The sequence below is a fragment of the [Ruminococcus] torques ATCC 27756 genome, assembly GCF_000153925.1.
Classification (GTDB): Bacteria; Bacillota; Clostridia; order Lachnospirales; family Lachnospiraceae; genus Mediterraneibacter; species Mediterraneibacter torques.
The window spans coordinates 60,717-76,087 of the sequence record NZ_DS264367.1; the positions used below are offsets into that span (position 1 = coordinate 60,717).

Here is a 15,371-nt window from a genome sequence, read left to right on the forward strand (position 1 = left end):
TTCTTCCTTTTCACATTTCTATTTCTTCTATTTTGATTGAATAGACATGATCAAATCATAGATTCTTTCAAGTTCTTCCTCTGAATAATATTCTATCTCAATCTTTCCCTTTCCATTCGCTTTTGGGTTAACACTCACTTTTGTTCCTATTATATTTTTCAAGTGTTCTTCGAGATTATTGTACACAAACATGTGTTCTCGTTTTTGTACTTTTACTTCTTTTTTGGGATTTTTTAAAGCTTTTACAAGTTTTTCAGTTTCCCGAACGCTTAATTTTTCATCAAATATCTTGTTTGCCAATATATACTGCTGTTCTTCATCGTCAAGCGCCAACAAAGCTCTTGCATGTCCGGTACTGATCATATCATCAACTATCATCTGCTGTACACGCTCACTTAGTTTAAGCAGCCGCATGGAATTCGTTACCGCTGTCCGACTTTTTGAAACCCGCTCTGCAACTTCATCTTGTTTTAAATCAAATTCCTCTAGCAGACGTTTATATGCCATTGCTTCCTCGATCGGATTCAAATTTTCCCTCTGAATATTTTCAATAAGAGAAATTTCAACAATCTCCTGATCCGTATAGTTTTTCACAATAATCGGAACATCTTTAATTCCCGCAAGCTTTGCAGCTCTCCATCTTCTCTCACCCGCTATGATTTCATAATAATCTTTCTTTTTTTGAACAAGAAGCGGCTGTAATATTCCAAATTGCCTGATAGAATCTGCCAATTCCATAAGCGAATCTTCATCAAATTCTTTTCTTGGCTGTTCTCTGTTCGGTTCAACTTCATTTATTTTTACTAATATTTCCCCGGATCCAACATTTTTTTCTTGTTTTTCTTTACTTACTTTCTGCTGAGATGCTGATTCTTCCTTCACAGTCTTATTCGGGATAAGACTATCCAATCCTTTTCCAAGACCATTTCTTTTCCCTGCCATAATCACTCTTCTCCTTTATGAATAACTTCTTCTGCCAACAGCATATAACTCGTAGCTCCTGTTGACTTCGGATCATAAAGATTGATCGGCATTCCATAACTAGGAGCTTCCGCTAATCTAATATTTCTCGGAATAATTGTCTTATAAATATTCTGATTCAAATTATCCTTAACGTTTTCCACAACTTGTAGGGAAAGATTCGTTCTTGCATCATACATTGTAAATACGACGCCTTCTATCTCAAGATTCGGATTCAATCTCTCCTGTACAAGTTCAATCGTATGTATCAACTGACTCAGTCCTTCCAATGCATAATATTCGCATTGTATAGGCACTATTATAGAATCAGCCGTTGTCATTGCATTTATTGTAAGCATGCTCAATGCAGGCGGACAATCAATTACAACAAAATCATATTCATCTTTTACTTTTTCCACTTCAGTTTTTAATATATATTCCTTATTTTCAACACCGATCAATTCAATCTCTGCCGCCGAAAGGTTTATATTAGAAGGAAGAACGTCAAGATTTTCAAGTGCATCTTTACATATACACTCTTCAATTCCCGCATTTCCTATTATCAGATCATAAACTGTTTTTTCAGCTTCGTCTTTATCAACACCTAAACCACTTGTCATATTTCCTTGTGGATCCATATCAAGAGCAAGAACTTTTTTCCCTTTACTTGCAAGAGCAGCCGATAGATTTATAGAAGTTGTTGTCTTACCTACCCCGCCTTTTTGGTTGGCAATAGCTATTATTCTCCCCATTTTTGCCTCCTCATATGCGTTCTTTTAACATATTTTATATAATATTGCTTCATATTCCAAGACGCTCGCAATAAGAACACTGATGTTTTCACAATCTAAATTCCTTATGTTCGCGTATTTTATATTATACCACTTTTCAAATTATTAATCTATAACTTTTGAATGTTTCACGTGAAACATTTTATTAACTTTTCACGTTTTTATCTTTTAAAATAACCTTTTATATCTACCATTACTAACAAAAAATCATTTTCTATTTTTGACTTTTTTATTTCTGCTTCTGCTTTTTATTACAATAAAATGTTTCACGTGAAACATTTTATAAATCATTTCTATTATCTCTTAAAATATTCTTATTATTTCTTTCATTCTTGAATTGATAAATTCAGTGTAGTATAATAATTAAATAAAGTATTGAAAGATGGTGAAATCCTATGGATAAGAATAAGTTATTAAAGAGAATTGCTGTTTTTACAGGTGTTTCTTTAACGGCAATGCATGTTTTTAACAGAATCTCTACATATATTGCTACTGCTGATAATCTTCTTGGTGCAGATGATTATAACGTCTATGATTGGAAATACGGAAAAATTTCTTATAAAAAGAAAGGGGCAGGAACGCCTCTTCTTCTTATACACAATTTTAATGTTTTCTCATCTTCTCATGAATGGAATAAGATCATAGATCACTTTTCAGCAACAAACACTGTATATTCTATTGATTTGCTTGGATGTGGTTGTTCTGAACGTCCGATCTTAACATATACTAACTTTTTATATGTGCAGCTGCTTACCGATTTTATCAAAAATGTAATAGGTGAAAAAACAGACGTCATTGTTTCGCGGGACTCCTCTCCTTTTGTTTTAATGACATGTGCAAATGACGACACCTTAATCGATCGTATTATAATGATAAATCCTCAAAGCTTAGTTTCACTTGCAAAAGTTCCTTCTAAACAGAGCAAATTATTAAAAAACATACTATATATGCCTGTTATAGGTACTTTTATATATAACATAAAAACAAGAAAATCCATTATATACGAGAGATTTACTTCCGCATATTTCTACAATCAAAACAAAGTAAATGAAAAAGATATATTAGGATGTTTTGAATCATCGCACAGAAATAAATCTCATTCAAAATATGTATACGCTTGTCAGAAATTGGGTTATACAAATGCAAATATTTCTTTTTGTCTGGGCAAATTAAAAAATAAAATTACAATTATTATAGGAAATGATAATCCTGAAAATATTCTTTCCGCAAACCAATATCAAAATCAAATTCCGGAGATAGAAATCATCGGAATAGATCATGCTAAAATGCTTCCTCATGTGGAAAAATCGGATGAATTTATTGAAATAGTAAAACCGCTCTTAGAGAAATAGCTTATCAATATATGACATTCATAAATTTATCTTTTTAAATTCATTTTATAGAATACTTTTTAAAATTTAAATTTTAATAAATAAAAACGCCGTATTCCGGCGTTTTTATTTATTCCTCAATTATACTTATTCACATTTTTTAGTTATATATGCTCACTTTTAGTTATATATTCTCTCTTTTTCTTGTATTTCCGTTTTTATAATATTTTTATGCGCAACCTTTATATGCCGACATGTTATAACGGCTCTCTTGAAGGCATTCCGGCCTTCCTCGGATATTTTGCCGGTGTAATTTTAATCTTTTTAATATTTACAAGCGCCCTTCCCATATCTGTTTCCGGTAATAAAAATTTGTCTGTTTTTTCGATTTTTCCGCCAAGTATATTCACTGCCTTTTCTGCCTGTTGAATTTCTTCATCAGATGAGCCGCTTTTATATGAAACAAAATATCCGTTTCTTTTTACAAAAGGAATACAATACTCACTCAAAGTTGATAAATTTGCAACAGCTCTCGATACGCAAAGATCAAACTGTTCTCTGTATTCCTTTCTTTTCGCATAATCTTCCGCTCTTCCGTGAAGTGTTTCGACGTCTGCAAGATCTAATTCTTCTATAACTGCATTTAAGAATTTTATTCTTTTATTTAATGAATCAAGCAAAACAACGTGAATATGCGGAAACGCTATCTTTATCGGAAGTCCGGGAAAACCTGCTCCTGTTCCTATATCTATTACCGCATCTATCTTATTCATATCTATATTTCTTACAAGCGTCAGACTATCTGTAAAATGTTTCAGATTTACCTCGTCATAATCGGTAATTCCTGTCAGATTCATTACATTATTCCATTCTACGAGCATTTCATAATAGCGATCAAACTGCTCTTTCTGATGTTCTGTAAGATTAATATTCAATTTTTCAAGTTCTTCTTCAAACTTACTTTTTTCTGCCATCATCTTTTCCTCTTTTAACTGTTCCACTTTTCAACTCTGTTCTATTTGTAATAGAACAGAGTTTTTAATAATACTTCATACAAATATAAAATCTATTTTATATTTTATTCTCTATCTACATTCTAAATACTTCTCATCTGCTTCCTAAATAAACAAGAAGAACCGATACATCTGCCGGAGATACTCCTGATATTCTGGATGCCTGTCCTATCGATGCAGGACGGATCTGATTTAATTTCTGTTTTGCTTCTATACGGAGACTTTTTATTTCATCATAATTTATATCTTCCGGTATCTTTTTATTTTCCAATTTTTTAAATTGTTCCACTTGACGCATCTGACGTTTTATATACCCGTCGTATTTAATATTAATATCAACCTGCTGTGCCACGTCTTCGGGAAGATTTTTTCTGTTTTTGTCTATCGGAGCAAGTTTTTCATACGATAATTCAGGTCTTCTGATCAGTTCCGCAAGAGTTGTTCCTGATGTTAACGGGGTGCTTTCATATGTTTTTAACAGATTCTGAACTTCTTCCGACGTTCCGATATTTACCCGTTCCACCCGATGTATTTCTTCTTCGATCAACCGTTCTTTTTCAAGCAGTTTCTCGTATCTTTCTTCGCTGATAAGACCTATCTTATATCCTATTTTTGTTAATCTTTGGTCTGCATTATCCTGTCTGAGCAAAAGTCTGTACTCTGCTCTTGACGTCATCATCCGATATGGCTCGCGACTCTCTTTTGTAACGAGATCATCGATTAAAACACCTATATACCCCTGTGATCTGTCAATGACAATCCCTTCTTTTCCCTGCAATTTTCTTGCCGCATTAATTCCGGCTACGATTCCCTGTGCCGCAGCTTCTTCATATCCCGAACTTCCGTTAAACTGCCCGCCGCTGAATAATCCTTCTATATTTTTAAATTCCAACGTACTTTTTAACTGCCTTGCATCTATACAATCATACTCGATCGCATATGCATTTCTTACGATCTTTGCATGTTCCAAACCCGGAACACTTCTATACATTGCATACTGAACGTCTTCCGGTAATGAACTCGACATTCCGCCGACATACATTTCATTTGTATGGATTCCTTCCGGCTCAATAAAGACCTGATGTCTGTTTTTATCTGGGAATTTTACTACTTTATCTTCTATCGACGGACAATATCTCGGTCCTGTTCCTTCAATCGCACCGGAAAACAGCGGCGATCTGTCCAGATTTTCCCGAATGATTTCGTGCGTCGTTTCGTTTGTATATGTAAGCCAGCATGACACTTGATCGATCTGAACGTCTTCCGGATCTGTCGTAAAAGAAAAAGGCACGACTCTTTCATCACCTTTTTGTTCTTCCATCTTTGTAAAATCGATTGAGTTTTTATCAATTCTTGCAGGAGTTCCCGTTTTAAATCTATACATCTTAATTCCAAGTGATTTCAAACTGTCGGTAAGATAATTTGCGCTCTGCAGCCCGTTAGGACCTGTCTGCGTACTTATTTCTCCGTAAATGCAGCGGGCTTTTAAATATGTGCCTGTACACAAAATAACGGCTTTACACGGATATATAGCCCCCGAATATGTCTGAACCCCTTTTATTTTCCGAATTCCAGATTCATTCGGATCGTCTGCTATAATATCCGTCACTTCCATCTGACGGATATCAAGATTGTCCTGTTCTTCCAAAACCCTCCGCATCTCTTTGCTATAGTCGGATTTATCTGCCTGTGCACGAAGAGAGTGAACTGCCGGACCTTTTGACTGATTTAACATTTTCGACTGTATAAATGTCTTGTCGATCACCTTTCCCATTTCTCCGCCGAGGGCATCGATTTCTTTTACAAGATGTCCTTTTGAACTTCCCCCTATATTCGGATTACACGGCATCAATGCAATACTGTCTACACTTACCGTAAACATTACCGTTTTAAATCCTAACCGGGCGCACGCCAGCGCTGCTTCACATCCTGCGTGTCCCGCTCCTACAACCGCAATATCATATTGATCTTTATTTTCCCATACAGAATTTGCTGAATATTTCATTTATCAAGTCTTCTCCTACTGAATTTCCCGTAATATACCCGAGACTTTCATACGCATCCATCAAATCGATCGAATAAAAATCTTCCGGCATATTATCATCGATACTTCTTATTACCTTTTTCATACTTTCGAGAGCTTCCAACAGAGCGTTTTTCTGACGAACATTTGATATATACACTTGATCATTAAATGAAATGTCGCCTTTTAAAAACATCTCTTTCACTTTATCTTCCAGGTCTTTGATTCCTCTTTCTTCTTTTGCAGATATTGAGATGATCGGAATATTTGAAACTTTTTCTTTTATATGTTCTGCCGAAATCACAGTGTCGATATCTGATTTATTTAATAAAACAATCGACTTTTTGTCACTGATCATATTAATGATCTTCTCATCATTTTCATCCAGACTTCTCGATGCATCGACTACATAAATGATCAGATCTGCTGTCTCTGCATATTCTAACGCTTTATCTACGCCGATTTTTTCAATCAGATCTTCTGTCTGGCGGATTCCTGCCGTATCGACAACATTTAAGTTGAGTCCGCCTAATTTGATCGTCTCTTCTAATACATCTCTCGTTGTTCCTTCTATATCTGTTACGATTGCTCTCTCATGTCCTGCAAGAACATTCAAAAGTGACGATTTTCCTGCGTTCGGTTTTCCGACAATCACCGTTTTGATTCCTTCTTTTATCACGCGACCGTCATCTGCCGAATGAATCAGTCGTTCCAATTCCTGAATAATCTCTTCCGCCGAACTGCGCAAAGTATCGGAATATCCATCTACGCTGATATGCTCCGGATCATCAAGCGCTGTCTCTATAAATGCCGTATGATAAATAATTTTTTTTCTTATATCATTAATCTTCTTTTTTACGCTTCCTTTTAGCTGGCTGACAGAACTTTGAAGTGCATATTCGTTTTCGGAATTGATTACATCTATAACCGCTTCAGCCTGTGAAAGATCCATCTTTCCGTTTAAAAATGCCCTCTTTGTAAATTCTCCCGGTTCGGCGGGACTTGCCCCGTTTTTTAACACGAGTTCCAACACTTTTTTTACAACAAATGTTCCGCCGTGACAATTTATCTCCACGGTATCTTCTCCTGTAAATGTTCCGGGAGCTTTCATCACAGTTACAAGAACCTCGTCTATTACTTCTTCCGATTTCTTTTCTGCCGAAGATATTTCTCTGTCTACAATATATCCATAATTTATCGTATGGCTTTTTACTTCACAAAGCTTTTTCTTACCTCTGTAAATACGGTCTGCAACTAAAACAGCTTCCTCTCCGCTGATTCTCACAATTCCTATTCCCGAGTTTGTCATTCCGGTCGATATGGCTGCGATCGTTTCTTTTCTCATTTTATCCCGTTCTCCCGATTTCTTAATTTAATACTTAACTTCCCGCAAACTAAAAATAAAGCATTACATTTTATTTTAGATTGAAAGTTCCCATTCGTCAACTTAAAACATTTCCGTAAACGTCAGCTTATTTATCCACTTATTTATTCACAAAAAAACGCCTGACGTTTCACGATATCCGCAAACTATCAGACGTCTTTTATTTTATTTAATTATCTTTTTAATGTAACTACAACTTTTCTGTACGGCTCTTCACCTTCACTGTGTGTCGTTACATATGGATCTGACTGCAGTGTGGAATGAATAATCCTTCTTTCATACGGGTTCATCGGCTCAAGTATAACAGGTCTTCTGTTCCTTTTTACCTTATGTGCAATATTTTTCGCAAGATGTTTTAATGTCTCTTCTCTTCTTGCACGATAATTTTCTGTATCGAGTTTCACTCTTACATAACCTGACTGATGTTTGTTTGCAACGCGGTTTGCAAGATATTGAAGGGAATCAAGAGTTTGTCCTCTCTTACCGATAAGAATTCCCATATTCTCACCTTTCATATCAACATAAAGAGCTCCGTCTTTGTCGATTGACGATGTGATCTCAACATCCATATCCATCGCTTTTAATGTGTCTTTTACAAACTGCTCTACATATCTGATCGTCTCATCTTCTACTTTTGCAAGAAGCTCTTTTTCTTTTACAGATACCGGCTCTGACTTTTCTTCTTTTGCATTTACTGAAGCTTCTTCTTTTTCTGTCTTTTCTTCCCGCACAGCTTCTTCCTTTTTCGCTGCTTCTTCTGCCTGATGTTCTTTTACATCATCTTCTTTTACATTGTCTTCTTTTGCAAAATACTCTTTTACGGGATTCTCTCTTATTGTTTCTTCGACAGCTTTCAGAAACTCTTCTTCTTCTTTATCTTCTTTTTTCCACGCTTCGATCACAGCCTGTTTCATACCGATTCCAAGAAAACCTGCGCTTCCTTTTTCAATGACATTATATTCAAGTCTGTCGCTTGTAACACCTAATTGAATCAACGCTTCTGTAATCGCATCGTCCAAAGTTTTCGCAGATACTCTGATACTACCTTTCATACCATTCATTCCTTTCCCGCAAACAGTTTACTTCTTCTTTTTATTATCCTGCTTCTCCGGAATCACTTCTTCTGTTTTTACACCGCTGTTATATTTATTTACAAGATTTGCCTTTGATGTAAGACTTCCGGGTTTTGCATTTTTCGCAAGTTCCTGTGCTTTTCTGATCTTTTCTTCTTTTTCGGCATCGATTGCTCTTCCCTTTGCCTTAGAAGAAGATGTTCCTACGTTCCGGGTACTTGTTGTTGCCATCTTATTGATTTCTTCTGCCGAAGTACCTTTTTTCTCGCGTTTCTTTTTCGCTTTTTCCTGATTTTCTTTTATAATATCATCAATACTCTTTTTCGACAAATATTTATTTACCGCAAGCTGCTGAACGCTTCGTACAGCCGCGCTGGCTACCCAGTATAAACCAAGTCCTGCCGGGAGTGTAAAACCGAATACAACAGAGATCAACGGCATTGTATAAGTCATTGTCTTCATGGAAGCTGCCATCGGATTATCATCACTCATTGCCGCTCCACCTGCGCCTGCCTGTGAAAGTTTCACGCTGATAAACTGTGTCAAACCTGCAAGTACCGGAATCAGTACTGCGATAATAACTCCTGCGATCGAAGCCGCCGCCAAAGCATCTGTAAGAAGATTCCACGGATGTGCTCCTATATCGACTCCCAAAAAGTTATTCAGATGAGAAACTTCTGACATAGTATTATTTACAACGCTTTCAAATTTCGGCATCTTATCGACCAGCTCATTCCATGTGGAACTTTGGAATTTATACATCACTTCGATCATATTGCCCGCTTTAGTATAATCTAATGATTCAGCTCCCGGAACAAGACCTGTCGCAAGAGATGACATAATCTTCTCATACCCTGTTGTTGCCTGGATTTTCTCAACAAGAGGTATATATACGTTTCTTACTTTTGTAACATATTCCGGAATATTTTGTACTACCGGATAAAGTCCGAACAGGAATACGAGCTGCAATAATGAAGGAAGACATCCGCTTGACATCTTCAGACCATATTTATCGTAAACCATATTCATCTCTTCCTGCTGTTTCAGCATGGAAGCCTGATCCTTTTTATTTGCATATCTTTTCTGGATCTTCTGAATCTCCGGCTGCATTACTGCCGACATCTTTGTAAACTTCTGCTGTTTGATCGTAAGCGGAAGAAGAAGCGTATATACGATAATCGTAAATACGATAATCGCCACACCGATATTTTCAATTCCGATTGCGCTCAACGCGTTGTAGATTCCGTTCATGACCTGACCTAACAGCCATGATACTTGCTTAATGATCGGCCAGTCATAAATTCCTGCAGCCGACATTACAAAAATTTCCATTACTTGTCCTCCTTAAGGTACCGGATCATACCCGCCTTTTGAAAACGGATTGCAGCGCAGGATTCTCCAGACGGTCAGTGCACCGCCTTTAACCGCACCGTATTTTTCTATCGCCTCGATCCCATACTGGGAACATGTGGGATAATACTTACATGTGCTGTATCCTTTCATACCGGATAAATACTTTCTGTAAAACCGGATCAGCCATAACATCACCTGCTTCATCCGCGCCACTTCCTTTTAATTATTTATATATTTTATGAAGCTTTCCGAGGTGGATCAGTGCGCTCTCAATCTCATGATAATTTCTTCCTTTGGCACTTGTTCTTGCAATTACAACTATATCTATTCCACAACGGAAATGTTCTTCCGACAGTCTGTAACTCTCTCTTATCAGTCTGGTCAGATGATGTCTGACAACACTGTTTCCGACTTTTTTACTTACCGATATCCCTATTCGGTTTTCCTGAAGTCCATTTTCTAAAATGTACATAACAAGATAACTGTTTGCAAAAGACGTTCCCTTTTTATAAACATTCTGAAAATCTCTGTTTTTCTTTAAAGACTGGGAAAATTTCATTCAAAACCTCTTCTTCAGTCTGTCCTGACTGCTTAATAAAAATAAATAGAAGAAAAGGCCACATATATGCGGCCTAAGCTGATAACTGTTTTCTTCCTTTTGCTCTTCTGGCAGCTAATACTTTTCTTCCGCCCGGTGTGCTCATTCTTGCTCTGAATCCGTGAACTTTAGATCTGGATCTTTTTTTCGGCTGAAATGTCATTTTCATATCAAATACACCTCCTCTTTTCTGATATACCTTATAATAAAGTATTCACAATAATTAACGTTTTTTTTCCGCGCTTTTATCAAATTTAACCTTTTCTTATTATAATTTGAAAAAACACTGCTCTTAATTATAGTAAGAAACCTGCTATAAGTCAAGCAAAATCAAGGGTTTCATAGAAATATTTTGCAATAACGCTACTATAATAAGCATACATCACAGTTTTACAAATAACAAAAGCTGAATTGTTAAAATAATGCAAGTTATTTTGACTTTTCCAAAAGTTATTCACAGAATGGGGAAAATTTTCGTTTTTTATGTGGATAACTTGTTAAAAACTTTGGGATAAGCTGTGAATAAAACAATTTTTTTCAAAAAAACGTCTATATTACGCAGATTATTGTTGTGAATAAAGTTATACACATTATTTCTCATTGCCTAAGAACCGCTTTTGATGTAAAATGTAATAGAGAGATTCTGCCTTTATATCTCTCTATTCTATTGATTAGGAGTTACTTTTGATGAATATTGTAGAACAAAACTGGGATTTGATATTAAATAAGATGAAACTTGAATACTGCTCATCTAATATTTCTTATACTACTTGGATTGCGCCTTTGACAGTTTATGAAGTAAAGGACAATACCGTTTATATTCTCGTCCAACTAAGGGCAAGCCTTGAACATATCGAAGAAAAATATCTTCTTCCTTTTAAAGTCTGCATTGCGGAAGTAACCGGAATTGAATTTGAAGTTGCTTTTGTTACAGACAATGAAGCGGTTATTCAGGAAAAAAAGGAAAATATTATTAAGAAAAACCGTGTTAACGCGATTTATGAAAAAGCGAACCTGAATCCAAAATATACATTTGATACTTTCGTAGTCGGAAGTAACAACAATTTCGCGCATGCCGCTTCACTTGCAGTTGCGGAATCACCCGGAGAGATTTACAATCCTCTCTTTATATACGGAGGCGTCGGATTAGGTAAAACTCATCTTATGCATTCCGTCGCTCATTTTATACTTGCAAACGATCCGTCTAAAAAAGTATTGTACGTTACAAGTGAAACTTTCACGAATGAATTGATCGACGCTTTGAAAGCCGGTAAAACGGGAAGTGAACTTGCCATGACAAAATTCCGTGAAAAGTACAGAAATAACGACGTTCTTTTAATCGACGATATTCAGTTTATAATAGGAAAAGAAAGTACACAGGAAGAATTCTTCCATACTTTTAATCATCTTCATGTATCGGGAAAACAGATTATCATATCAAGTGATAAACCCCCGAAAGATATCGAGACACTTGAAGCCCGTCTTAGGACAAGATTTGAGTGGGGACTTATTGCCGATATCTCGTCGCCTGATTATGAGACAAGAATGGCAATTCTAAGAAAAAAAGAAGAACTTGACGGACTTGAAAAATACCATATTCCGGACGATGTTATGCAATATATTGCCAATAATATCAAATCGAATATTCGTGAATTGGAAGGCTCTCTTAATAAGCTGATCGCTCTTTCTAACCTTGAAAATAAAAAGATCGATATCCCGCTTGCGGCGGAGGCGTTAAAGGATATGATCTCTCCGGATAATAACCGAGAGGTGACGCCTGAACTTATCATTGATATTGTATCTGAACACTTTAATATTCCGATTTCAGAGTTAAAAGGAAAGAAGCGAAATGCAGAAATCGTCCTTCCAAGACAGATCATCATGTATCTTTGCCGTACTCTGACGGATACGCCTCTTAAGGCGATTGGCGCTATCTTAGGCGGAAAAGACCATGCTTCTGTCAATCACGGCGTTAAGAAGATCGAAAACGAATTAAAAACCGATGAAGCTCTTAATAATACCGTCAACATTATAAAAAAGAAGATAAATCCGATATAATTGTGGATAACTATGTAGATTACTTCTTAAAAACTATGGGAAAAGATGTGAATAACATAATATCGACCTGAAGAGGTTCAGATTTATACCCACACTTTCCTCATCGTTTCAACTCGAATCCCACACAGTTATCACAAGCAGAAAACCTTGATTTTTCAAGGGGTTGAGATGGTTTTCAACTTATTCACAGCCTCTAATACGACGAATGCGGAATTGATTTTATATAAATCTATATTATTTCGTGCGCGTCTGACTTTTCCACACAGATCGAAAGGAGTTACTTTTTTATGAAAATCATATGCACAAAACAGAATCTGGCAAAAGGAGTGAGTATCGTTTCCAAAGCTGTTCCGTCAAAAACAACGATGCCAATTCTCGAATGTATTTTAATAGACGCATCTACAGACGTCATTAAACTTACAGCTAACGATATGGAACTTGGAATCGAAACGTCTATAGATGGAGAGATCATTGAAAGAGGTATTTTGGCTCTTAACGCAAAAATATTTGCAGAGATCGTCAGGAAACTTCCCGACAACGAAATTATCATAGATACACAAGGCGATAATCAGGCGCTTATCACAGGTGGAAAAGCAAAATTTAAAATCGCATCACTTCCGGGAGATGAATTTTCTTATCTTCCGAACATTGAGAAAGATGATTTTATAACAGTGTCGGAGTTTACACTAAAAGAAGTAATCCGTCAGACGATCTTTTCGATCGCCGACAGCGATACGAATAAAATGATGACAGGAGAACTTTTTGAAATCGAAGATAATATTTTGAAAGTCGTATCACTTGACGGTCATAGAATTTCAATCAGAAAAATAGAACTGAAAGATTCTTATGCGCCTAAAAAGGTAATCGTTCCCGGAAAAACACTTCAGGAAATCAGTAAGATCATAGGCGGGGAAGCAGAAGCCGATGTAGATATTTCATTTACGAAAAATCATATCGTATTTGAATTCGACAGGACGATCGTAGTATCAAGACTGATAGAAGGAGAATATTTCCGTATAGATCAGATGCTCTCAAGCGATTATGAAACGAAAGTAAAAATAAATAAAAGAGAGCTTCTTGAATGTATCGACCGCGCTACCTTGCTTATCAAAGAAGGAGACAAAAAACCGCTTATTATCGATATCAGAGACGAATCAATGGAATTTAAAATAAAATCACAGGTCGGTTCAATGGATGAAGATATTATGTGTATCAAAGAAGGCAAAGACCTTCTTATCGGATTTAATCCGAAGTTTTTGATCGAGGCGCTCCGAGTGATCGAAGATGAAGAAGTAGATCTTTATTTCATGAATGCAAAGGCGCCGTGTTTCATAAAAGACGAGGCACAAAGTTATATTTATCTTATTCTTCCTGTAAATTTTAACGCAGCAGTATAAAAGGAGTAAAATATGGAATTTTTTCATTTGAGAGCCGGAGAAGAATTTATCCGGCTCGGACAGGTTTTAAAAGCAGCCGGATTTGTTGAGAACGGCGGGCAGGCAAAAGAAGTAATACAAGACGGATTTGTCAGTGTAAACGGAGAAGTTGAGACGAGAAGAGGTCGTAAACTGTATCCGAACGACGTTGTATCTTACGAAGAAAATGAGTTGACGGTCAAACAATAAAGGGTGAATCCGAACATTGAAAAAAATGTAAAAAGCGTGTAAAATAAATTAGATGGGAAAGTTATGGTTATCAAATCTTTGAAGCTTAAAAATTACAGAAATTATGATCTTCTTGATCTGAAATTTGATCCGAAGACAAATATTCTGTATGGTGATAATGCTCAGGGAAAAACGAATATACTGGAAGCTTTATATTTATCGGGCACAACAAAGTCTCACAGGGGAACGAAAGACAGAGATGTCATTCAATTCGGGTATGATGAGTCACATATAGAGACGATCATTGAGAAAAGGAACATAGATTTTCAGATAGACATGCATCTTAAGAAAAACAGTCCAAAAGGGATTGCCATCGATAAAGTTCCGATCAGAAGAGCAGGTGAACTTTTCGGGATTGTTCATTTTGTGTTCTTTTCACCGGAAGACCTGAACATCATAAAAGAAGGACCGGCAGGGAGAAGAAGATTTATTGATCTGGAACTTTCACAGCTCGATAAAATTTATCTCAATAATCTTTCTAACTATAATCGAATCATTAATCAGAGAAATTCCTTGTTAAAAGATATATACGGACAGAGAAATCTGATAGAGACATTAGATATATGGGACATGCAGCTTGCGGAATATGGAAAAAAAATATTAGAGCGGCGTAAACAGTTTATAAAACAGGTCAATGATATTATTGCCGATATTCATTACAAGCTGACGGGAGGAAAAGAGCGGATCACATTGACATATGAGAGCAGTCTCGGAAATATAACGTTTGAAACTGCTTTGAGCAAATATAGGGAACGTGATCTGCGAATGAAGAGTACGACAGTCGGTCCGCACAGAGACGATATCTGTTTTACGACAGATGCGGGACTGGATATTCGGAAATTCGGTTCGCAGGGACAGCAAAGAACAGCGGCTTTATCGCTGAAATTATCTGAAATTGAACTTGTAAAAGAAGAATTAAATGATACGCCTATCCTGCTTCTTGACGATGTATTGTCTGAACTGGACAAACATCGGCAAAACTATTTATTGGATAGTATCGATAATATACAGACGATCATAACATGCACAGGGCTGGATGAGTTTGTCAATCACAGATTTTCTATTAACAAGATATTTCACATAAAGAACGGACATGCAGTAAATGCAAATTAGGAGGGTATTA

15 protein-coding genes are annotated in these 15,371 nt (G+C 36.3%); 5 read left to right on the forward strand and 10 right to left on the reverse strand.

The annotated features are described in order from the left end of the window. Positions 1-27 precede the first annotated feature (27 nt). On the reverse strand, positions 28-942 hold the full coding sequence (locus tag RUMTOR_RS10225) for a ParB/RepB/Spo0J family partition protein (protein ID WP_004847670.1): 915 nt from the start codon (positions 940-942) through the stop codon (positions 28-30). Between the two features lie 2 nt (positions 943-944). Next, positions 945-1,712 carry a ParA family protein gene (locus tag RUMTOR_RS10230; protein WP_004847671.1) on the reverse strand — a complete coding sequence of 256 codons (768 nt, stop codon included), beginning with the start codon at positions 1,710-1,712 and terminating at the stop codon, positions 945-947. Positions 1,713-2,146: 434 nt separating this feature from the next. Here RUMTOR_RS10230 and RUMTOR_RS10235 point away from each other — a divergent pair, with 434 nt between their 5' ends. Then, on the forward strand, positions 2,147-3,103 hold the full coding sequence (locus tag RUMTOR_RS10235) for a hypothetical protein (RefSeq protein ID WP_004847672.1): 957 nt from the start codon (positions 2,147-2,149) through the stop codon (positions 3,101-3,103). A gap of 236 nt (positions 3,104-3,339) precedes the next feature. On the opposite strand, the gene rsmG is transcribed toward RUMTOR_RS10235, so the two are convergent. The 8 genes from rsmG to rpmH all read right to left on the reverse strand — a co-directional run bounded on the left by rsmG (position 3,340) and on the right by rpmH (position 10,695). Then, entirely contained in the window at positions 3,340-4,059 is a 720-nt protein-coding gene (rsmG, locus tag RUMTOR_RS10240; protein WP_004847673.1) for a 16S rRNA (guanine(527)-N(7))-methyltransferase RsmG, read from the reverse strand. A 130-nt stretch (positions 4,060-4,189) separates the two neighbouring features. Next, positions 4,190-6,100, reverse strand: a complete 1,911-nt coding sequence (gene mnmG / locus RUMTOR_RS10245) for a tRNA uridine-5-carboxymethylaminomethyl(34) synthesis enzyme MnmG (RefSeq protein WP_004847674.1) — start codon at positions 6,098-6,100, stop codon at positions 4,190-4,192. Then, positions 6,066-7,463 (reverse strand): tRNA uridine-5-carboxymethylaminomethyl(34) synthesis GTPase MnmE, encoded by a 1,398-nt coding sequence (gene mnmE / locus RUMTOR_RS10250; RefSeq protein ID WP_004847675.1) that lies wholly within the window; start codon positions 7,461-7,463, stop codon positions 6,066-6,068. The genes mnmG and mnmE overlap by 35 nt, the downstream gene beginning before the upstream one ends. Before the next feature lie 212 nt (positions 7,464-7,675). Further along, positions 7,676-8,554 carry an RNA-binding cell elongation regulator Jag/EloR gene (jag, locus tag RUMTOR_RS10255; protein ID WP_044998229.1) on the reverse strand — a complete coding sequence of 293 codons (879 nt, stop codon included), beginning with the start codon at positions 8,552-8,554 and terminating at the stop codon, positions 7,676-7,678. 27 nt (positions 8,555-8,581) lie between these two features. After that, positions 8,582-9,907 carry a YidC/Oxa1 family membrane protein insertase gene (locus RUMTOR_RS10260; RefSeq protein WP_004847677.1) on the reverse strand — a complete coding sequence of 442 codons (1,326 nt, stop codon included), beginning with the start codon at positions 9,905-9,907 and terminating at the stop codon, positions 8,582-8,584. 12 nt (positions 9,908-9,919) lie between these two features. Then, positions 9,920-10,132, reverse strand: a complete 213-nt coding sequence (gene yidD / locus RUMTOR_RS10265; protein ID WP_009242967.1) for a membrane protein insertion efficiency factor YidD — start codon at positions 10,130-10,132, stop codon at positions 9,920-9,922. A gap of 19 nt (positions 10,133-10,151) precedes the next feature. Then, positions 10,152-10,487, reverse strand: a complete 336-nt coding sequence (rnpA, locus tag RUMTOR_RS10270) for a ribonuclease P protein component (RefSeq protein WP_004847679.1) — start codon at positions 10,485-10,487, stop codon at positions 10,152-10,154. Positions 10,488-10,560: 73 nt separating this feature from the next. After that, positions 10,561-10,695 carry a 50S ribosomal protein L34 gene (gene rpmH / locus RUMTOR_RS10275; RefSeq protein WP_004847680.1) on the reverse strand — a complete coding sequence of 45 codons (135 nt, stop codon included), beginning with the start codon at positions 10,693-10,695 and terminating at the stop codon, positions 10,561-10,563. 518 nt (positions 10,696-11,213) lie between these two features. Here rpmH and dnaA point away from each other — a divergent pair. From dnaA to recF, 4 genes are all read left to right on the forward strand, one after another. Continuing rightward, a complete protein-coding gene (gene dnaA, locus RUMTOR_RS10280) occupies positions 11,214-12,584 on the forward strand; it encodes a chromosomal replication initiator protein DnaA (RefSeq protein WP_004847681.1) in 1,371 nt (456 codons plus the stop codon). 287 nt (positions 12,585-12,871) lie between these two features. Then, positions 12,872-13,981 (forward strand): DNA polymerase III subunit beta, encoded by a 1,110-nt coding sequence (dnaN, locus tag RUMTOR_RS10285; protein ID WP_004847682.1) that lies wholly within the window; start codon positions 12,872-12,874, stop codon positions 13,979-13,981. A 12-nt stretch (positions 13,982-13,993) separates the two neighbouring features. Then, a complete protein-coding gene (locus RUMTOR_RS10290; RefSeq protein WP_004847683.1) occupies positions 13,994-14,209 on the forward strand; it encodes an RNA-binding S4 domain-containing protein in 216 nt (71 codons plus the stop codon). Positions 14,210-14,272: 63 nt separating this feature from the next. After that, positions 14,273-15,361 (forward strand): DNA replication/repair protein RecF, encoded by a 1,089-nt coding sequence (gene recF, locus RUMTOR_RS10295; protein ID WP_004847684.1) that lies wholly within the window; start codon positions 14,273-14,275, stop codon positions 15,359-15,361. Positions 15,362-15,371 lie beyond the last annotated feature (10 nt).